We start from the raw sequence: 19,769 nt of genomic DNA on the forward strand, positions 1-19,769 counted from the left end.
GCGCCATCAACCTGCATGTTCGACTCATCTAATAGACTAGGGATTTGGGGACGGCCATCGCACATATTGCAAAGGCACCGTGGCTACTTTAAAGACCGCCTCTTTCAAACCCCATACAACTAATACGAATTAAAAAAAACACCGGTTAGTTTCAGCCTCGTCATAAAACTGTAACTTTCTAAGGCACCATTCCCGCATCTCGGGCGTAAGCAAACAAGTCAACGTCGGTAGAAATACTCAACCGTTGCATGGCGGTGCTTTTCTGCTTGCTGATAGTTGAAATACTGCGATTGACCTGTGCTGCGATCTGGCTGACGGTCATGCCGCTGGCCAGCATCCGCACCACCTCGCGTTCCTTGCCCGACAACTGCGGCTCTTGGGATTGATCGCCCGTTCCCGCCTCAACCAGTTGCACTCGCAGGCATTCGCTGGCAAAGGTCTGCCCGGCGCACACCGCCTTTATGGCCAGGGGCAACTCCCTGGCCGAAGCGCTTTTGGCGACAACCGCCTTGGCACCATGAGCGAAAGACGCGCGCAAGGTGGCGACGTTGGCGAACATGGTCACCAGAATCACCGGCAACTTCGGATACTGGCGATGCAGCAGCCCCAACAAACCATAACCGTCAGCGTGCTGGCCGCCCGGCATGGCGAAGTCCGTGACGAGCACATCGCACGGGGTGGTGCTCAATACCCCAAGCAACTGATCAGGACCGTCGGCCTCACCCACCACTTTGCACTTGCCATTCGCCTCAATCACGACTTTCTGCCCGACTCGGACAATAGGATGATCGTCAGCAATAATTACTCGAAGCATAGATACCCACGCATGATGGCAACTTGGACCCGCGCAAAATACCTCCGCCAGCGCCCATCAACAACTGCTAACAAAGAGCTGCTTGCAGCCGCGCCCAATATTCAGTAGTGGGTATTTTTTGGACTACAACACAATAGGAAAGTACCTACAACCAAAACTAGGCAGTCAGCAGCACTTACAACCCCGGCGGGTTCTTGCCTCAAATGCTGGACAGGTACTCAAGACAGACACACAAGCGTGTCTGGAACACGTCCAAATCCCTGCTGTGTGCTGCAACTCCATCGGTCTGCACTTGCTTGATCAACTGTGTAGCGGTGATTTCAAGGTCGCAACTCCCCAAAAACACCAGGCTGCCAACCAAGCGATGGAGGCGCTCCGCAGCCAGTGACGCATTCAGTGTCGCGCAGGCATGACGCAAGACACGGTGGTCCTCCCATGCTTCGATCAACAGGCTTTCGAGCAGCGAGTCAACAATCAGGTCGCTGCCAAACGTCGCAACCAGCGTGGCACGTGTTGGCCAAACGGCGCACGGCAATGTGTCCTGCCGGTCGGGTTGGCCAGCATCACCGCCTGGCAACCAGCGCACCAACAGGGCATGCAGTTGTTCCAGGGTCAGCGGTTTGAGCAGCCAGGCATCCATTCCGGCGTCAAGACATCGCTGAGGGCTGTCGTTCTGCAGGTTGGCGGTCAAGGCAATGATCGGTACCCGTTTCAAACCGTGGTCGCGCTCATGCTGGCGAATGGCACGGACCATACTGTAGCCATCCATGAACGGCATCTGGCAATCGCTGATCACCAAGTCAAAGGGCCGGCTGGTGAACGCGACCAGGCCCATGAACCCGTCGGCGACCAACTCGTGCCCCAGCCCCAGCTTCTGTAACAGCCATCCCAACAACAGGCGGTAGGCGGAGTGATCCTCTACGACCAGGATATTCAACTGTTGCCAATGACGCGGTACGGCAACAGGCGGCTTGAGTGTCTGGCTCGCTCCTGCGGTTGAACCTGAAAGCGAACCCATCAGTACCTCTTCGTGACTATTGATCCGGCGACAATCCGCCGCACTGGTGCAATAGCCAAAAAGGCCTATTCGGCAGCAACGATCGCCACATCCATTTGAATGTTATCGACCTGAAACAAATAACCTTTTGAGCAATTAAAAGCCGATACAACAACTACGAAAAAATCCACCGGCTCATGGCCGCCGCGCATCAGGCCAATGTCGTATTAGTTGTATTTCCAACGCGCCACCCCCTGGCTAAATTGGGCCCACCCCAAAAGAGGGACGGTTTGCCACTCGGCAGCCGCGAAAAAATCGAGAGCGCCACTCGGCAAACCGCCCGTCCATGTCGGGTCGGACGCTGCCCTGCACGCGCCTCCATCTGCCAGCCTGCAATGGAAAAAATTGAAATGAAGATCCGTATATCTCTGCTGAGCAGCGCCCTGCTGCTGGCAATGACTTCGTCTGCGTTCGCTGCCAGCAGCGTGGACCTGACCGTCAAAGGGGTGATCACCCCCAGCGCCTGCACCCCCAACCTGCCAGGCGACATTGATTACGGAAAAATCGCAGCAAAGGATCTGAGCCCCGACAGCCATACCTGGCTTGAGCATCGGACACTGAAACTGAGCGTCAACTGCGATGCGGCGACGCTGTTCGCCATCCGCACCGTCGACAATCGGGCCGGCTCGTCAACCATCGGCACCTTTGGCCTGGGCTTGACCGATGAAAACGAGAAGCTCGGTGGGTTTGAGCTGTCGCTGCTCAGTCATACCTCTGAAACGCCCTCCACAGCATTGATCCAGTACCCCTGGAGCCCGACATGGACTGTGCTTTACCCGGATGACGGGGTCACCCCCAACACATTGGTAGGTTTTGGCGGTCGCAGTGATAGCGGTTGGGCCCCGCAACCACTTCAGGACGTGGTCATGGACATCTCCGTACGTGGCGCCATTGCGCCTACCAATACGCTGACACTGGACAGCGAGGTGGCAATGGACGGTTCCGCGACCTTCGAAGTCAACTATCTGTAAGGGGGCTTCTTCGATGAAGCTCTGCCTAGCCCTACTCGGCAGCGTCCTGTCGCTGGCGGCGAGCGCCCGCCTATTGGCCGCCAGCGCTGTGGATAAGCGTCCAGGCCCGGGCACTGCAGAACGCTTGTATCTGTAACTCCCTCTAGAAGATTCAAACCACCCCCAGGAGATCCATTCGACCATGAAGGTACTCACGTTCAGCCTGACAGGCGTGTTGCTGCTCTGCCCGCCAGCATTCGCCAACAGCAACACCGAGTTGCTGGTCCAAGGCGTCATCACCCCCAGCGCCTGCGCCCCGGTGGTCTCCGGCGGTGGCATTGTCGACTTCGGCAAGGTGTCGGTCAAAGACCTCAATACCCACACCTATACCGATTTGCCTAGGGAAACCATGCTCTTGAGCGTGCGTTGCGACGGGCCGACTTTTTTTACCCTCAACACCATCGATAACCGCCCGGGTACGGCTGCCAGCCACTTCAGCTGGCACGGCCTGGGCACCACGGCCAACGATGAAAAAGTCGGCGACGCCGGGCTTGGCCTCTATAACCCGGTGGCCGACAACGTATCGGTGCGCACCATCACTTCAAGGGATGGCGGCACGACCTGGATGCCCTCCGTGATGCTCAGTCACACCTTGCTGACGGCGGTCGCCAACAGCGACGACGTGACCCCCATTGCGATCCAGGAACTGGACGCCGAGATACGCCTGATCACCCACATTGCACCCGCCAACGACCTGACGCTTACCGACGAAGTCCCCATCGACGGTCACGCCACTGTGCAAGTCAATTACCTCTAAGGAGCCCGCACCATGAAAACCCGCTTGACCACCCTGGCCGCCAGCCTGTTGCTGCTCAACTCGGCCGCCACCTTCGCCGCGTCCACCGTTGACCTGACCGTCAAAGGCCTGATCGTGCCCAGTGCCTGTACACCGAGCCTGTCCGGTGGTGGCGTGATCGACCACGGCAAGATTTCCGCCAAGGACCTGAACCCGGACAAAAATACGGTCATCGGCAACAACACACTGAGCATGGTGGTCAATTGCGACGCGCCGATCCAGTTTGCTCTGCACTCGATCGATAACCGCGCAGCGTCCGGCAGCTCGATACGTTACGGTCTTGGATTTATCAATGAGACCCAGGTGCTTGGCGGGTACATCCTGACGTTCGCCAATCCGGTTGCCGAAGGTGGCGTCGTGGTGCAGCCGATTGCGTCGGGCGACCAAGGTAATACCTGGTACAGGGAAAAGTTCTGGGACCCAGGCCTGTACATGTCAGTCGCCGCGATGGATGACGACACCCAGCCACTGGCGGTCAAGGACCTGAGCCTCGACCTGGAAGTGCAAACCATCATTAATCGCGCCGATGGCCTGGACCTGAGCAATGAGGTCACCATCGACGGCTCCGCCACCCTTGAAGTGAAGTACCTTTAACCCATGGCGGCCCATCCCTTGAACATTGACAGGCATGGGCTGCGCCTGCCGATGCCTGTGTTGGCTGCACCCGCCCGTCTCTGTGCCGCCGTACTGTGCCTGCTCATCGCGTTACAGGCACACGCGGGCTCGTTCGTCGACCTCACGGTAACCGGCCGGGTCACACCGGACGCCTGTCATATCGAGCTGACGGACGAGGGCATTGTCGATCACGGCAAGATCCCGTCCCACAGCCTCAACGTCGACGAGTTCACCGTGCTGCCCAGCCAGATGCTTGATCTGCACGTGCTGTGCGCCCGGCCCATGCTGTTTGCACTGGTGGGCATCGACAATCGTGCCGAGTCGTCACTGGCGCCCGACTACTTCTATGGGCTGGGAAGAAACATACACGCCCCTGAGGAGCGTCTCGGTTCCGTAGCGTTGTCCTATCGCGACGCCCTGGGCGACTCACAGCCGCTGCAGGTACTGGCCTCCATCAACAGCGGCGAGACCTGGTCACAAGACCCCAATGCCTATCCACGCTCCTACATGGCCTTCGCGCCGCCCGGTGACCGTCAGCCCGAGTTCATCAGCCAGTTGCTGGTCAGGCTGCAGGTGGACACGGCCATCAACTTTTCGCAGTACCTGACACTGGACCAGGAAGTCCCTCTGGACGGCTCCATCGTCCTGGATTTGCGCTACCTCTGACCCAACTATCGCCTAATGGAAAACCGTCATGACCATGACACGCTCAAACACCGCCGTCGGCGCCCTGGCCCTGCTACTGGTGCTGGGTAATCCAGTAAAAGCCGATGGCATGGTACCCGACACCTCCGTGGTGATCGTGCACGAAGCCGAGGGCGAAGCCGCCGTGTCGGTGACCAACACCGACAGCCAGCTCGCGCTGCTGCATGTGACCTTGCTGGATATTCCAGAAGACACCGAGCCGCTGCTGGTGGTGACACCGCCGTTGTCACGGGTTGAGGCGTCCAAATCCCAGCTGGTGCGGTTCATCCTGCAGAACCAGCAGCCGCTGCTCACTCAGCGACTCAAACGCGCCGTGTTCGAAGGCATGCCGCAAGGTCGCGCCGCCACTGCCGCCGGGCATGCCCGCGTGGGCGTGACTGTGCGCCAGAACCTGCCGGTAATCGTGCACCCCAAGGGCCTGGCGCCGAACCGCACACCGTGGACCGACCTGACCTGGACCCTGCGCGACGGCCAGTTGCAGGTGCGCAATGACACGCCCTATGTGGTGCGCCTGGCGCAGGAGCTGCTGCTGTTGCCAGGTAACGGCAAAGCCATGCTGCCGCGCACCTACGTGCTGCCGGGCGAAGCCATCAGCGTACCGGCCAGCGGTGGCCAGGCCAGCACAGTCAGGCTGCAGCCGGCCACGGTGTATGGCTTTGCGGTCAAGGCCTACGACGCACCGATCACCCTCTGACGGAAAACCACAGGCGTCGCACCATCGACCGACGCCTGGATAACGAAGTGACGGCATATCGACCGTCACCAGAACGCCGGGCGCACACGGCCTGAGTGTTCACTACAAGAGTACCTTGCGTGATAACAGTATTGAGTTACCGTGACGGCGAAGCCGTGCCCGCCATCCTTGCCCGACCGCCGTTGCCGTTGGCGCTGCTGCTGTGCGCAGTGCTGTCGACCAAGGCCTGGGCCGATGATTCGAGCCCGGCCGGCTTCGACACCCAGACCTTGCATCAACGTGGCATTGACCCACAGCTGGCCAGCCTGTTGCTGGCCGCACCGCGCTTCGCCGCCGGGCGACATACCGTCCACCTGCGGGTCAACGGCGAGCGACGCGGCCGGCATGATGTCAGTTTTGATCAGCAGGGCAACCTGTGCTTTGACCGGGCCTTGCTGGACGCCGCCAACCTGCAGTTGCCCAGTGAAACCGAAGGTTGCCAGGACTTCCTTGGGCAATATCCGCAAAGCCTGGTGGAGCCGGATCCGGCGACACTGACGGTATCCCTGGTGGTGCCCACCGAAGCGCTGCGCCCGGTGCGGCAGGATATTTCCGGCTACGAAACCGGCGGATTTGCCGGGCTACTCAATTACGACCTCAGCGGCTTCTACAACCGCTTCGGCGATGACGCCAGCCGGTTCGGCTCGGCCAATACCGAGGTGGGTTTCAATGCCGGCGACTGGATCGTGCGCAGTCGCCAGGTGCAGACCTGGCAGGATGGCCTGTCACGCAGCACCCACTTGGAAGCCTATGCTCAACGCACCTTCGCCAGCCATCAGGCAGTGCTTCAGGCCGGGCAGATCAATCTGTATAACCCGGTGCTGTCCGGCGCACAGATCACCGGGGTGCAAGTGCTCACCGAACACGCCCTTCAGGAGCAGGGCCAGGGTGCGCTGATCCAAGGTATCGCCAACAGTCCCGCACAGGTCGAAGTGCGGCAGAACGGTGCGTTGATTCACTCCACCGTGGTGCCTGCCGGCCCCTTTGCCCTGACCGATGTGCGCCGGTTGAACACGCGCTCGGATGTGGAGGTCACGGTCAAGGAAAGTGTCGGCGGTGAGCGACGCTTCACTGTGCCGGCGGCCATGCTGGGTCTCGGGTTGCCAGCGCCAGGTTACTCCGTGGCGGCGGGCCGGGTACGTAATGTCGGCGACGCCAAAGGGGATGATCCTTGGGTGGTCAGTGCCGGCTGGACAGGCACCCTGCATCCTCAAGTGACCCTGGGCAGCGGCGTGCTGGCGGCCAACGAATACCGCTCGGTGGGCGCCAGCCTGGGCTGGATGCCCTGGCTGGACAGTCAGGTCCAACTGTCCACGCAAGTGTCCAACACCCAGGCGCGTGAAAAAGTCTCCGGTGTGCAAACCGATCTTTCCTGGTCCCAGCGCCTCAACGAACAGTGGTCATTCAGCGCCGCCAATTCCTGGCGCAGCCCCGGCTACCGCGAACTCGAAGAGAGCACCTACGAGCGCGACGACCGCAATCGCGCTTCACGCTACCGCGACCAGCAAAGCCTCAACCTGGGGTGGTCGCACCCAATACTGGGTGCATTCAGCGCCGGGGTTTCGCGCTCATCCAACTTCGCCGGCGACAGCAGCAGCCGCGCATTGGCATCCTGGGGCACCAGTATTGGCGCGGTGTCTTTGTCAGCCAGCGCCGAATGGCAAATGGGCGGCAGCCAGCAACAAGATAACGCGGTTTACCTCAACATCAGTGTGCCGCTGGGCGAGAGTCGCCGACTGCGCAGTTGGGTACGCAACTCCGGCGGCGAAAACCGCACCGGCATGGGCGTGACCGAACAGATCGACGACCAGCTCAGCTACCGGGTCAGCGCCGAACATGACAGCAGCGATCATCAGGTGGAAACCACCGTCGGCATCTCGGCGTTGCCACGCTACAGCCAGCTCGACTTCAGCTACAGCCGCTCCGATGCCGAGCGCTCCAGTTATCAAGGGGGGGCCCGCGGCGCAGTGGTGATGCACGGTGGCGGCGTGACCCTTTCCCCCTACCCGGTGCGCGACACCTTTGCCCTGGTGTCCGTCGGCGACATGAGCGGCATCAAGCTCAGTACCCCCAGCGGGCCGGTCTGGACCGATTGGCAAGGCCAGGCCGTGGTGCCGCAAGTGGCCGCGTACGGGCGCAGCCCGGTGGAAGTCCAGACCCGCTCGCTGCCGCGCAATGCCGATATCAACAACGGCCTGGCAATGATCTCGGCCGGACGCGGCGCGGTGGACAGGGTCGAGTTCGGCGTCGGTTTGACCCGCCGTGTGTTGCTCACCGTCAGTCACGACGACGGCTCGCCGCTGCCTGCGGGCGCCTCTGTCAGCAGTGCCAGTGGTGAGTTTGTGACCTTGGTGCAGGACGGCAGCCAGGTCTTTCTGCCCAACGTACTGGATCAAACGACGCTGTGGATAACCACACCCCAGGGAGGCCGTTGCCAGTTGCACTACCAACTGGCAGCCAAAGCCGACCCGTCGGTGTACTTCGAATCGGCTCCCGCACGTTGCCGCGTACCTTGAGGATTTCTGTCATGCCCCTTGCAACCTGTATGCGCTCACTCTGTATGTGGCTACTGCTCGGCATCGCCGGCACGGCCCAAGCCTTGGAAGAATGCCAACTGAACGTCAGCGAAGCTCAGGTTGATTTCGGTCTGATGAACCGTCTTGCGCAACACGACGGCGCGCCGGAACGCTTGCTCGGTGAGCGCCGCCTGAGCGTGAACGTCAACTGCCCCCAGGCCGAAGACCTCAGCCTCTTCTATCGTGCGCTGGCTGCCACCCCGCAGCGCCTGCAATTTACCGAACACGGCAGCTATGCCATCGAGGTCGGCAATGCCGTGCTCGACGGTCGCGCCGTTGAATTGGGCTTGCTGACCGCTGCCGGCCAGCCCCCCGTGATGAGTGCAACGGTACTGGAGTGGCGCCCCGGGCACGGCATCGCACCGATTGAACAAGGTGCCGTACTCATGGGCAAAACCCTTTCGTTGCAACTGACGCTACGCGCCTGGGCCGGTGTGGCGGCAATACAAGCCAGAGACGCAACTACCTGGGAAGTCTCTGGAATGCTGTACGGCGCAAGCCACGGCCGCTACCGGGAACTGACGCTGCGCGCGCACTTTGCGCCCGTTGCTTGCCTGCCGACACTGTCGGACCACGGCGTGGTCGACTATGGCACGTTGTACGCCAAGGACCTCAGCGCCACCAACGAAACACCCCTGCCCACTCGTACGCTGCGCCTGAACGTGAGCTGCGACGCGCCGATCCGCTTTGGCCTGCGCATGAAAGACAACCGCGACGGTTCGGCCACCGGCGGCACTGATGAAACGGCCTATGGACTGGACTTGGACGCCAGCCGTAACAAAATCGGGCGTTTTTATTTGACCATCGACCCGGGGGAATTCAGCGCCGATAGCTTTCCCACCTTGTACCGCACCGACTCCACCAGCAATGGCGTGGCGTGGAGCAGTTCCACCGCCCGGCAGATCCCCATGGCGGCCAACAGCCTGCTGGGTTTTACCGACAAGACAGGTGTCACCACCGGGCCGGTGTCCATCCAGACACTGACCGGCACGATGCGCATCAAGACGTATCTGGCGCCCATGCAAAGCCTGGATCTGCGTGATGTCGTGCGCATCAATGGGTCCGGCACTCTCGAAATTGTCTACTTGTAGGAGTTCGCATCATGAAAAGACACCTTCTTTGCAGCCTGCTTTTATGCGGCAGCGCCCAGGCACTGGCGGCCTCCACGGTTGACCTGAGCGTCCAGGGCCTGATCATTCCCGCCGCCTGCTTGCCACAACTCTCCAGCGGCGGCCTGATCGACTACGGCAAGATTGCCCAACAAGATCTGAACCTGGAGACCGCCACGCGCCTGCCTGTCAAGAACCTGCACATCGGCATTGCCTGCAACGGCCCCGTGCGCTATGCCTTGCGCATGGCTGACAACCGCGACGGCTCGGCCATGGTCAACAGCGAGATTTACTACGGGTTGGGGTTCGATAACAGCGGTAACCGCCTGGGAGTCTACTCCATGACCTTCGACCCTCGGCAGACGCAGGCCAGCAACACCGCACAGATCTACGGCACTGAATCCACCACCGGTGGCCTGGCGTGGCGAACCTCCAACCTCAACCCCATCGACATCGGCTCCAGGAGCTACCTGGGCTTCACGGACGTCGAGGGCAGCGTCAGCGGGCCCACGGCGATCGGTATCCTGGGAGGCATGGTGACGGTGCAGACCGTGATCAATGCGCGCAAGAATCTGGACTTGAGCGTAGAAACACCGCTCGATGGCTCGGCCACGCTGGAAGTGGTGTATCTCTAGACTTTCTCGCTGGTGACTTGCACATAGCGCGCACGGCCGGCGCCGAGGCCCGCGACGATAGCGCCCAGGCCGATCACGGCGAAGATCCAGCCGATAGCCGTCCAGCCGCCGGTCCAGTCATGTACCAGGCCGACCGCGAAAGGGCCGAGGGAGGCCAGGGTGTAGCCAATGCCTTGGGCCATGCTCGACAGGTTGGCCGCCACATGGGAATCGCGTGAACGCAACACGATCAGGGTCAGCGCCAGGCTGAACGTCCCGCCCTGCCCCAGGCCCAGCACAATCGCCCAACCCCACAGGCCATCCAGCGGCGCGTACAGGCACCCGAACAAGCCGCCGAGCGTCAACAGCATCACCACCACGATCGCCAGGCGCTGGTCCTTGCCCCGCGTCGCCAGCCACGGCGCGGCCAGGGAGCTGAGCAGTTGCACGATAATCGAGCCCGACAGCGCCAACCCGGCTTCGGTCGCGCTCAGGCCGCGGCCGATCAGGATCGACGGCAGCCAGCCGAACACGATGTAGGCCAGTGACGACTGCAGGCCCATGTACAGGGTGACCTGCCAGGCCAGCGGATCGCGCAATAAACCCTTCACACGATAGGCCACACGATGGGCTCCGTGCTTCTGCCCAACCTGGGGCAACCAGACCAGGGCCGCCACCAGGGCCGGCAGGATCCAGAAGCCCAGGCCGATCTTCCAACTGTCGCCAAAGGCGTGGCTCAGTGGCACCGAGGCACCGGCCGCCATGGCGGCGCCCAAGCACAACGCCATGGTGTAGACACCGGTCATGGCGCCGGCCTGGCTGGCGAAATCGCGCTTGACGATACCCGGCAGCAACACGCCGATGATGCCAATGCTGGCACCTGCAACCAGGCTACCGAGGAACAACCCCACCTCACCGAACGAACTGCGCAGGATGATCCCCGCGGCCAGGGTCAGCAGGATGCCGAGCACCACGCGCTCGGCGCCGAAACGCCGGGCCAGCATCGGCGCGGTAGGTGCAAACAGGCCCAGGCACAGCACCGGCAAGGTGGTCAGTAAACCGGCCTTGGCGGCGGACAAGCCCAAACTGCTCGAAACCTCTGCCAGCAACGGCGACAGGCTCGACAAGGCCGGGCGCAGGTTCAAGGCCACCAACACCAGGCCCAGCAACAGCAGCCATGGCCGAACCACGCTCGGCTGCGCCTGCTGCACGCTGTCGTCGTCAGCTTCGGCGTCGATCAACAGTTCTTCGAGTTCGGTCTTGCGTGGGGCTTCAGGGTTCATTGATCAACTGCCGGCAGAGGGATTTGGCGCGGTCCGGGTCTTGTTGTTCCACCGCATCGAGTAGCGCTCCATGCAGGTCGAACACCGCCTGGCGTCGCGGTGAGCGGTTCAGGGTCTGGCGCAGCTGCGCGCCGACAATGGCGGAGAAGTAGTGGTACAGCTCGCTCAAGGCCGGGTTGTGCGCCGCATCCACCAAGTGCTGGTGGAAGATCAGGTCGGCACTGATATAGGCCTCCAGGTCACCGTGATAACGCCCGGCGCTGAGGTCGAGCGCCTTGCGCAATGCCGTAAGGTCCGCTTCGGTACGACGCAACGCAGCCAGGCCGATGGCCTCCACTTCCAGAATCTGGCGCGTCTCCTGCGCCTGCTCCAGCGTGCAATGAGACAGCGCCCGCATTGTGCCCAGCGGGTCGGTCATCGAGCGCAGGTAACTACCATCGCCCTGGCGAATGTCGATCAAGCCAGAGAAGGCCAATACCCGCATGGCCTCGCGCACGGTGTTACGGCTGATACCGAGCTCGGCGGACAGTTCGGGCTCAGTGGGCAGGCGCTCGCCGATGGCCCATACGCCTTGGGAGATGCGCAGGCGCAGTTGCTCCAGGGCCTGGTCGACCAGGGAGCGTTTGATCAGCGGGGCGATGTCTGTCATGGGTTTAGCGCTTTCGTCCAATCATAGGATGAATTTCCCTACAGGCTATTCGGAGTTGCCTACAAAGGCAACGCACTAGGGTTCTTAGGCAGGAAAAGGAGCAGTATTTTCGATTGGTAAAATTACCCTTAGAGGGTAATTATTGGACTCAGGTGTCTTATGGAAAAGTACACACCTCATTACGATTTGGCCCTGATCAAGGCGGATGTCAGGCGGCTTGGAAAACAAGCTTTTACCAAAACAGCACGCAACTGCGGGGAAAAGCTCGATCTGAGCAACACGCAAATGCAGGAGGTTGTTTACAAGCTAACGGGCAAGATGCTGTTTAAATCCATGACAAGTTATGGCGACCATTGCGTCTGGCAAGACGTTTATCACATTCACTCACATGGCCTGGAGATCTACATCAAGGTGACGTACCGCACGGACGGTAAACCTCCGGTGATCTCCTTCAAGGAGAGTAACCTATGAAAACAGAACAGTGCTTCAGCTGCGGCCAGCATGACGGAATGCGACATTTTTCGGGTCGCAGCGAAACATCGGAAGTCAAAGGCTTGCACCGCCGAATCGACAACCTTTCAGGCTGGGAGTGCCAAAGTTGTGGTGAGGTGATCTTTGACCCTGAAGACGCGGACCGCTATTCAGATCACTGTGATGAGATGGTCTACAGCTTCAGACGAATGATCGGTAACGAGATAAAGCGCATTCGTCGCAAATTGCATCTTTCACAAAAGGACACTGTGCAACTGCTTTCCGGCGGCGGACATAACGCACTTTCACGTTACGAACGCGGTGAGCTGCTGGCGCCAAAATCCCTCGTCGTGCTTATGCGCTTGCTTGATCGCCACCCGCATCTGCTCGTTGATGCAAAAACCTTGAGTGAGGGTGCTGATATGCGTAACACCACGCATACAACCCACAAAGAACACGAGATCGCGACGACGCCCTGACTGAGGGCAAAAAACAAACCCGGCACCAGGCCGGGTTTATTTTTAACACTCCATCAATGCAGTATCTGGCTCAAGAACAACCGGGTCCGCTCATTCTGCGGGTTATCAAAGAAGTCATTCGGTGCCGCCTGTTCCACGATCTCGCCCTTGTCCATGAAGATCACGCGGTTGGCCACGGTGCGGGCAAAGCCCATTTCGTGGGTCACGCACAACATGGTCATGCCGTCTTCAGCCAGGCCGATCATGGTGTCCAGCACCTCTTTCACCATCTCAGGATCCAGCGCCGACGTCGGCTCATCGAACAACATGATTTTGGGCTTCATGCACAGCGCGCGGGCAATCGCCACGCGCTGTTGCTGGCCACCCGAAAGCTGCCCGGGAAACTTGTGGGCCTGCTCCGGAATGCGCACACGCTCCAGGTAGTGCATGGCGATTTCCTCGGCCTTGCGCTTGGGCATCTTGCGCACCCACATCGGCGCCAGCGTGCAGTTTTGCAGGATGGTCAAATGCGGGAACAGGTTGAAGTGCTGGAACACCATGCCGACTTCACGGCGGATCGCTTCGATCTGCTTGAGGTCGTTGGTCAGCTCCACGCCATCGACCACAATGCGGCCCTGCTGGTGCTCTTCCAGGCGGTTGAGGCAGCGGATGGTGGTGGACTTGCCCGACCCCGAAGGGCCGCACAGCACAATACGCTCGCCCTGCTTGACGTTGAGGTTGATGTCTTTCAACACATGGAACTGGCCGTACCATTTGTTGACGCCCTGCATCTGGATAATGCCTTCAGGGCTCACAGGCTGTTTGATTGCTTCGCTCATAAAAAGAACTCCTAACGCTTGTGGCCTGTGTCGAGCTTGCGTTCCAGATGCATGGAATAGCGCGACATACCAAAACAGAAAATCCAGAACACCAGGGCGGCGAACACGTAGCCTTCAGTGGCCATGCCCAGCCATTTGGGGTCGGCGGCGGCTTGCTTGACGCTGTTGAGCAGGTCGAACAGGCCGATGATGATCACGAGGCTGGTGTCCTTGAACAGGGCGATGAAGGTGTTGACGATCCCTGGGATCACCATCTTCAAGGCCTGCGGCAAGATCACCAGGCCCATGCTGCGCCAGTAGCCCAGTCCCATCGCCGCAGCGGCTTCGTATTGGCCCTTGGGAATCGCCTGCAAACCACCGCGCACCACTTCGGCCACATAGGCCGACTGGAACAGGATCACACCGATCAGCGCCCGCAGCAGCTTGTCGAAGTTCATGCCTTCAGGCAGGAACAGCGGCAGCATCACCGACGACATGAACAGCACGGTGATCAACGGCACGCCGCGCCAGAACTCGATGAAGGTCACGCAGACCACCCGAATGGCGGGCATGTTCGAACGCCGTCCCAGCGCCAGCACAATGCCCAGCGGCAAGGCGCCGGCAATGCCCACGGTGGCGATCACCAGGGTCAGCATCAGGCCGCCCCATTGGCTGGTCGCCACATTACTCAGGCCGAACACGCCGCCGTGCAGCAAGCAGTAGGCGATGATCGGGTACAACACCAGAAAGCCCAGGCCGTAGATCGCCTTGCGAGGGAAACGCGAGATGAACAACGGCGCCACGCCCACGATGGCCAGCCACACCGTCATGTCCACGCGCCAGCGCAGGTCGACGGGGTAGTAGCCATACATGAACTGCCCGAAGCGCTGTTGGATAAACACCCAGCAGGCGCCCTCCTTGGTGCAGTCGGCGCGGGTGGTGCCCACCCAGTTGGCATCGAGGATGGCCCAGTGCAGGATCGGTGGCACCACCAGGTACACCAGGTAGATCGCCAGCAAGGTCAGCAGTGTATTGAGCCAGCTCGAGAACAAGTTGGCGCGCATCCAGGCCACCGGCCCGAAGACTTTGCTCGGCGGTGGCATGTCAGGTTTGAACGTATGCGTAGTCATGGGTGTGTCCTCACCGCTCGATCAGCGCAATGCGCTTGTTGTACCAGTTCATCAGCAGGGAAATGCTGATGCTGATCGCCAGGTACACGCTCATGGTGATGGCAATGACTTCAATGGCCTGGCCGGTCTGGTTGAGCACCGTGCCGGCAAACAGCGAAACCATTTCCGGATAACCGATACCGGCGGCCAACGACGAGTTTTTCGCCAGGTTCAGGTATTGGCTGGTCAGCGGCGGAATGATCACGCGCAGCGCTTGCGGGATGATGACCTTGCGCAGCGTCGGCCCCGGGCGCAGGCCTAGTGAACGTGCCGCTTCGGTCTGGCCATGGCTGACGGACTTGATGCCCGAGCGCACGATCTCCGCAATGAACGCCGCCGTGTACACGGTCAACGCCAGGGTCAACGCCAACAACTCTGGGATCAGCACCCAGCCACCGACGAAGTTGAAGCCCGCAAGCTTGGGCATTTCCCAATGCAGCGGCGTACCGAAGATCAACACGCACAACGCCGGGATCACCACCAGCAGCGCCAGGCCCGCCCAGAATTTATGGAAGGGAACCCCCGTCGCTTCAAAGCGCTTGTTGGCCCAGCGGGTCATCAGCACGATGGCAACGATGGCGACCACCAGGCTGGTGACAAACGGCCAGAACCCGTCGGAGGCCAGCGCTGCCGGCATGTTCAGGCCACGGCTGCTGACAAAGAAGGTGTCACCGAAGTTATGGCTGTTGCGCGGCCCTGGCATGGTCAGGAACACCGCGAAGTACCAGAACAGGATCTGCAACAGCGGCGGAATATTGCGGAACACCTCCACGTACACCGTCGCCAGCTTGTTGATCATCCAGTTGGGCGACAAGCGCGCCACGCCGATGATGAAGCCGAGCAGGGTTGCCAGCACCACACCGATGACGGTCACCAGCAAAGTGTTGAGCAGGCCGATGACAAACACCCGGGCATAGCTGTCCGATTCGGTGTAGTCGATCAAGTGCTGCGCGATGCCGAAGCCGGCACTGCGCTCAAGAAAGTCGAAACCCGAGGTGATGCCCCGGTGTTGCAGGTTGGTCTGGGTGTTATGGAACAGGTACCAGCCCAGCGAGACCACCGCCACGATCGTGATGATCTGGAACAGCCACGCACGCACTTTGGGGTCGCTGAAGCTGAGCTTCTGCTTGGGTGCGCCGATTTTATTTTGCATGAAGTGCCCCGAAAATAATGGAACAGAACATCACCCGGCAGTTGGCCTACCGGGTGACAGAACCATCAGCGATCAGCGCACAGGGGGTGCGTATTGAATGCCGCCGTTGTTCCACAGGGCGTTCAGGCCACGGTCGATTTCCAGCGGCGTGCTCTTGCCCAGGTTGCGCTCGAACATCTCGCCGTAGTTACCCACTTGCTTGACGATCTGTACCACCCAGTCCTTCTTCACTTTCAGGTCTTTGCCGTATTCGCCGTCGGCACCGAGCAGACGCGCAACGTCCGGGTTCTTGGTGGCCTTGGCTTCAGCCTCGACGTTCTTGGAGGTCACACCGGCCTCTTCCGCGTTGAGCATGGCGTAGCCCACCCAGCGCACGATGGCCAGCCACTCGTCATCGCCGTTACGCACGACCGGGCCCAGGGGCTCCTTGGAAATGGTTTCCGGCAGCACCACGTAGTCTTTCGGCGAGGCCAGCTTGCTGCGCTGGGCGAACAGCTGGGACTTGTCGGAAGTCAGTACGTCGCAACGCCCGGATTCCAGCGACTTGGCGCTTTCATCGGAGGTGTCGAAGGTGATCGGGGTGTATTTGAGGTTGTTGGCGCGGAAATAGTCGGAAACGTTCAGCTCGGTGGTGGTACCGGCCTGGATGCAGATGGTTGCACCATCCAGTTCCTTGGCACTTTTCACGCCCAGCTTGTTGTTCACCAGAAAGCCGATGCCGTCGTAGTAGGTAATGAAGCCCGGGAATTTCAGGCCCATGCCCGCGTCGCGCGAGCTGGTCATGGTGGTGTTGCGCGACAGGATGTCGACTTCGCCGGATTGAAGCGCGGTGAAACGCTCCTTGGCGTTCAACTGGCTGAACTTGACCTTGGTGGCATCGCCAAATACGGCAGCCGCCACCGCGCGGCAATAGTCAGCGTCGATCCCGAGGATCTTGCCGCTGGCATCCGGCACCGAGAAACCCGGCAGGCCGTCACTCACACCGCACTGCACAAAGCCTTTCTTCTGCACGGCGTCCAGGGTGGCGCCCGCGTGGGCAAAACCACTGACACCCAGTACAGCCGCCGCAGAGACGATGGCCAGGGTGGATTTCAATACCTTCATTACAAACCTCCAATTGCTCTTGTTGTGTCGGAGCTCCAACCTCAGCGCACCCTTATGAGGCGATATCGACCCGTGTTGGTTTTTTTTGGGGCCAAGCAGCATGAGGTTTTTGCGGTAATTCCAGTTGCTTTCCCACAGGCGGCAGTCACTGATAGTGTTACCGTCCTAGGAGAGTTCTGACATCGAGCTACACATAGCAAGGCGCGTACCAGAGTCTTGGTCGAGTGGCTGCAACTGCGGTTACATGGCAAAAGATTCAGCCTTGCGACATTCTCTTAACAGATCAACCTGTTGCGCACCGTTCCGACGCACCTCATCGGAGCGCCCGCACATCTATGGAGCAGACATGACCGAACCCTTGATTCTTCAGCCCGCCAAGCCCGCAGACGCCTGCGTTATCTGGTTGCATGGCCTGGGCGCCGATCGCTACGACTTCTTGCCGGTGGCCGAAGCCCTGCAGGAAACCCTGCTGACCACCCGCTTCGTTTTGCCCCAGGCACCTACGCGTCCGGTGACCATTAATGGTGGCTACGAGATGCCTAGCTGGTACGACATCAAGGCCATGAGCCCGGCCCGTTCGATCAGCCTGGAAGAACTGGAAGCGTCGGCAAAAATGGTCACCGACCTGATCGAGGCGCAACAGAGAACCGGAATAGACACCTCGCGAATTTTCCTCGCCGGTTTTTCTCAAGGTGGCGCGGTGGTCTTCCACACCGCGTTTAAGAAATGGGAGGGCCCCTTGGGCGGTGTGATCGCCCTCTCCACCTATGCGCCCACCTTCGATAATGAGCTGGAATTATCCGCCAGCCAGCAACGCATCCCCACGCTGTGCCTGCACGGCCAGTACGACGAAGTGGTACAAAACGCCATGGGCCGCAGCGCCTACGAGCATTTGAAGGGCCGTGGTGTCACCGTGACATGGCAGGAATACCCAATGGGCCACGAAGTGTTACCCCAAGAGATACACGATATTGGCACCTGGCTGACTGAACGCCTGCGCTGAACCCCGTGTTTATGTAGCCGTATGACAGACGCACTACGCCGCGCTCGATTCTTGCATTACACTGGCCGGCGTACATTCCTTAACCAATTAATGAGATGACCGTGCTCAAAGCACTCAAGAAGATGTTCGGCAAAAGCGAGGCTGAGCCGCTCGCGCCTGTTCCCAGTGCTCCTGCCCCCAAGCCCGGCAACCGCAATGACGGTCAACAGCCCGGCCGGAACGCACCCGCCGCCTCACCGAGCAAAACCACGGTGACGCCGCCTGAACAGGTAAAGCCTGCCGAGCCCGCCCCGACGCCTGTGGCCAAGCCCCGTCGCGAACGTGCGCCCAAGCCGCCCGTGACCCCCTGGAAACTCGAAGACTTCGTCGTCGAACCCCAGGAAGGCAAGACCCGCTTCCACGATTTCAAACTGGCCCCGGAACTGATGCACGCCATCCAGGACCTGGGTTTCCCGTACTGCACGCCCATCCAGGCGCAAGTGCTGGGCTTCACCCTCGCGGGCAAAGACGCCATCGGCCGCGCCCAGACCGGCACCGGCAAGACCGCCGCGTTCCTGATCTCGATCATCACCCAGCTGCTGCAAACGCCGCCGCCCAAAGAGCGCTACATGGGTGAACCGCGTGCGCTGATCATCGCCCCGACCCGGGAGCTGGTGGTGCAGATCGCCAAGGACGCCGCCGACCTGACCAAGTACACCGGCCTCAACGTCATGACGTTCGTGGGCGGCATGGACTTCGACAAGCAGCTCAAGCACCTTGAAGCCCGTCACTGCGACATCCTCGTCGCCACCCCGGGCCGCCTGCTCGACTTCAACCAGCGTGGCGACGTACACCTGGACATGGTCGAAGTGATGGTGCTGGACGAAGCCGACCGCATGCTCGACATGGGCTTTATCCCGCAAGTACGCCAGATCATTCGTCAGACGCCGCCGAAAGCCGAGCGCCAGACCCTGCTGTTCTCCGCGACTTTCACCGAAGACGTGATGAACCTCGCCAAGCAGTGGACCACCGACCCATCTATCGTCGAGATCGAAGCACTCAACGTTGCCAGCGAAAACGTCGAGCAGCATATCTACGCCGTCGCCGGTGCCGACAAGTACAAGCTGCTCTACAACCTGGTCAACGACAACGGTTGGGAACGCGTGATGGTCTTCGCCAACCGCAAGGACGAGGTGCGCCGCATCGAAGAACGCCTGGTGCGCGACGGCGTCAACGCTGCGCAACTGTCGGGTGATGTACCGCAGCACAAGCGCATCAAGACCCTGGAAGGCTTCCGTGAAGGCAAGATCCGCGTGCTGGTGGCTACCGATGTAGCCGGTCGCGGGATTCATATCGACGGCATCAGCCACGTGATCAACTTCACCCTGCCGGAAGTACCGGACGACTACGTGCACCGCATCGGCCGTACCGGGCGTGCTGGGGCTGCGGGTGTGTCGATCAGCTTTGCGGGCGAGGATGACTCGTACCAGTTGCCATCCATCGAGGCGTTGCTGGGGCGCAAGATCAGCTGCGAGACGCCGCCGACGCACTTGCTGCGGGCTGTAGAACGCAAACGCCCCTGATACAAGAATGCGATAAAAAAATGTGGGAGCTGGCTTGCCTGCGATGCAGACACCTCGGTTTTTCAGTCAA

The 19,769-nt window shown here is 60.5% G+C and carries 21 protein-coding genes; 13 read left to right on the plus strand and 8 right to left on the minus strand.

The features are described 5' to 3' along the window. Positions 1-178: 178 nt before the first annotated feature. Together BOP96_RS00095 and BOP96_RS00100 are read right to left on the minus strand one after the other, a co-directional pair. Entirely contained in the window at positions 179-814 is a 636-nt protein-coding gene (locus tag BOP96_RS00095; protein ID WP_014717036.1) for a response regulator transcription factor, read from the minus strand. 199 nt (positions 815-1,013) lie between these two features. Continuing rightward, positions 1,014-1,832 carry a response regulator gene (locus tag BOP96_RS00100; protein ID WP_014717035.1) on the minus strand — a complete coding sequence of 273 codons (819 nt, stop codon included), beginning with the start codon at positions 1,830-1,832 and terminating at the stop codon, positions 1,014-1,016. Positions 1,833-2,221: 389 nt separating this feature from the next. Between BOP96_RS00100 and BOP96_RS00105 the strand changes: the two genes are divergently transcribed. The 9 genes from BOP96_RS00105 to BOP96_RS00140 all read left to right on the plus strand — a co-directional run bounded on the left by BOP96_RS00105 (position 2,222) and on the right by BOP96_RS00140 (position 10,050). After that, positions 2,222-2,842, plus strand: coding sequence for a DUF1120 domain-containing protein (locus BOP96_RS00105; protein WP_019817638.1), 621 nt, complete (start codon positions 2,222-2,224; stop codon positions 2,840-2,842). A 13-nt stretch (positions 2,843-2,855) separates the two neighbouring features. Continuing rightward, positions 2,856-2,978 carry a hypothetical protein gene (locus BOP96_RS30345; protein ID WP_256203223.1) on the plus strand — a complete coding sequence of 41 codons (123 nt, stop codon included), beginning with the start codon at positions 2,856-2,858 and terminating at the stop codon, positions 2,976-2,978. 45 nt (positions 2,979-3,023) lie between these two features. Continuing rightward, positions 3,024-3,638: a DUF1120 domain-containing protein gene (locus BOP96_RS00110; RefSeq protein WP_014717033.1), complete on the plus strand. Its 615-nt coding sequence runs from the start codon at positions 3,024-3,026 to the stop codon at positions 3,636-3,638. Positions 3,639-3,650: 12 nt separating this feature from the next. After that, positions 3,651-4,271 carry a DUF1120 domain-containing protein gene (locus BOP96_RS00115; RefSeq protein WP_014717032.1) on the plus strand — a complete coding sequence of 207 codons (621 nt, stop codon included), beginning with the start codon at positions 3,651-3,653 and terminating at the stop codon, positions 4,269-4,271. A 3-nt stretch (positions 4,272-4,274) separates the two neighbouring features. Beyond that, positions 4,275-4,958 carry a DUF1120 domain-containing protein gene (locus BOP96_RS00120; protein WP_019817635.1) on the plus strand — a complete coding sequence of 228 codons (684 nt, stop codon included), beginning with the start codon at positions 4,275-4,277 and terminating at the stop codon, positions 4,956-4,958. A gap of 28 nt (positions 4,959-4,986) precedes the next feature. Beyond that, a complete protein-coding gene (locus BOP96_RS00125; protein ID WP_014717030.1) occupies positions 4,987-5,691 on the plus strand; it encodes a fimbria/pilus chaperone family protein in 705 nt (234 codons plus the stop codon). A 119-nt stretch (positions 5,692-5,810) separates the two neighbouring features. Then, entirely contained in the window at positions 5,811-8,246 is a 2,436-nt protein-coding gene (locus tag BOP96_RS00130) for a fimbria/pilus outer membrane usher protein (protein WP_238346827.1), read from the plus strand. An 11-nt stretch (positions 8,247-8,257) separates the two neighbouring features. Then, a complete protein-coding gene (locus tag BOP96_RS00135) occupies positions 8,258-9,397 on the plus strand; it encodes a DUF1120 domain-containing protein (RefSeq protein ID WP_371914249.1) in 1,140 nt (379 codons plus the stop codon). An 11-nt stretch (positions 9,398-9,408) separates the two neighbouring features. Next, a complete protein-coding gene (locus tag BOP96_RS00140) occupies positions 9,409-10,050 on the plus strand; it encodes a DUF1120 domain-containing protein (protein WP_020301231.1) in 642 nt (213 codons plus the stop codon). On the opposite strand, the gene BOP96_RS00145 is transcribed toward BOP96_RS00140, so the two are convergent. Together BOP96_RS00145 and BOP96_RS00150 are read right to left on the minus strand one after the other, a co-directional pair. Continuing rightward, the gene (locus BOP96_RS00145) at positions 10,047-11,312 is read right to left on the minus strand and encodes a CynX/NimT family MFS transporter (protein ID WP_014717026.1); all 1,266 of its coding nucleotides are present in this window, start codon (positions 11,310-11,312) and stop codon (positions 10,047-10,049) included. The genes BOP96_RS00140 and BOP96_RS00145 overlap by 4 nt on opposite strands. Continuing rightward, complete coding sequence (locus BOP96_RS00150; RefSeq protein WP_014717025.1) at positions 11,302-11,961, minus strand: FadR/GntR family transcriptional regulator; 660 nt, start codon at positions 11,959-11,961, stop codon at positions 11,302-11,304. Before BOP96_RS00150 ends, BOP96_RS00145 begins: the two co-directional genes overlap by 11 nt. Before the next feature lie 159 nt (positions 11,962-12,120). On the opposite strand from BOP96_RS00150, the gene BOP96_RS00155 reads away from it, so the two are divergent. Continuing rightward, complete coding sequence (locus BOP96_RS00155; RefSeq protein WP_014717024.1) at positions 12,121-12,432, plus strand: type II toxin-antitoxin system MqsR family toxin; 312 nt, start codon at positions 12,121-12,123, stop codon at positions 12,430-12,432. Beyond that, positions 12,429-12,911 carry a type II toxin-antitoxin system MqsA family antitoxin gene (locus BOP96_RS00160; protein WP_014717023.1) on the plus strand — a complete coding sequence of 161 codons (483 nt, stop codon included), beginning with the start codon at positions 12,429-12,431 and terminating at the stop codon, positions 12,909-12,911. The genes BOP96_RS00155 and BOP96_RS00160 overlap by 4 nt, the downstream gene beginning before the upstream one ends. Positions 12,912-12,964: 53 nt before the next feature. Here BOP96_RS00160 and BOP96_RS00165 read toward each other — a convergent pair whose 3' ends face one another. From BOP96_RS00165 to BOP96_RS00180, 4 genes are all read right to left on the minus strand, one after another. Then, complete coding sequence (locus BOP96_RS00165; protein WP_003188759.1) at positions 12,965-13,729, minus strand: amino acid ABC transporter ATP-binding protein; 765 nt, start codon at positions 13,727-13,729, stop codon at positions 12,965-12,967. A gap of 11 nt (positions 13,730-13,740) precedes the next feature. Beyond that, positions 13,741-14,838 (minus strand): amino acid ABC transporter permease, encoded by a 1,098-nt coding sequence (locus tag BOP96_RS00170; protein WP_014717022.1) that lies wholly within the window; start codon positions 14,836-14,838, stop codon positions 13,741-13,743. A gap of 10 nt (positions 14,839-14,848) precedes the next feature. Continuing rightward, positions 14,849-16,030, minus strand: a complete 1,182-nt coding sequence (locus tag BOP96_RS00175; protein WP_019817630.1) for an amino acid ABC transporter permease — start codon at positions 16,028-16,030, stop codon at positions 14,849-14,851. A 72-nt stretch (positions 16,031-16,102) separates the two neighbouring features. Beyond that, positions 16,103-17,134: an amino acid ABC transporter substrate-binding protein gene (locus BOP96_RS00180; protein WP_014717020.1), complete on the minus strand. Its 1,032-nt coding sequence runs from the start codon at positions 17,132-17,134 to the stop codon at positions 16,103-16,105. 346 nt (positions 17,135-17,480) lie between these two features. On the opposite strand from BOP96_RS00180, the gene BOP96_RS00185 reads away from it, so the two are divergent. After that, positions 17,481-18,137 (plus strand): alpha/beta hydrolase, encoded by a 657-nt coding sequence (locus BOP96_RS00185; protein WP_014717019.1) that lies wholly within the window; start codon positions 17,481-17,483, stop codon positions 18,135-18,137. Between the two features lie 95 nt (positions 18,138-18,232). Beyond that, entirely contained in the window at positions 18,233-19,699 is a 1,467-nt protein-coding gene (rhlB, locus tag BOP96_RS00190) for an ATP-dependent RNA helicase RhlB (protein ID WP_014717018.1), read from the plus strand. Positions 19,700-19,769: the final 70 nt, after the last annotated feature.

This window comes from Pseudomonas sp. FSL W5-0203 (assembly GCF_001896155.1).
Lineage (GTDB): Bacteria > Pseudomonadota > Gammaproteobacteria > Pseudomonadales > Pseudomonadaceae > Aquipseudomonas > Aquipseudomonas paracarnis.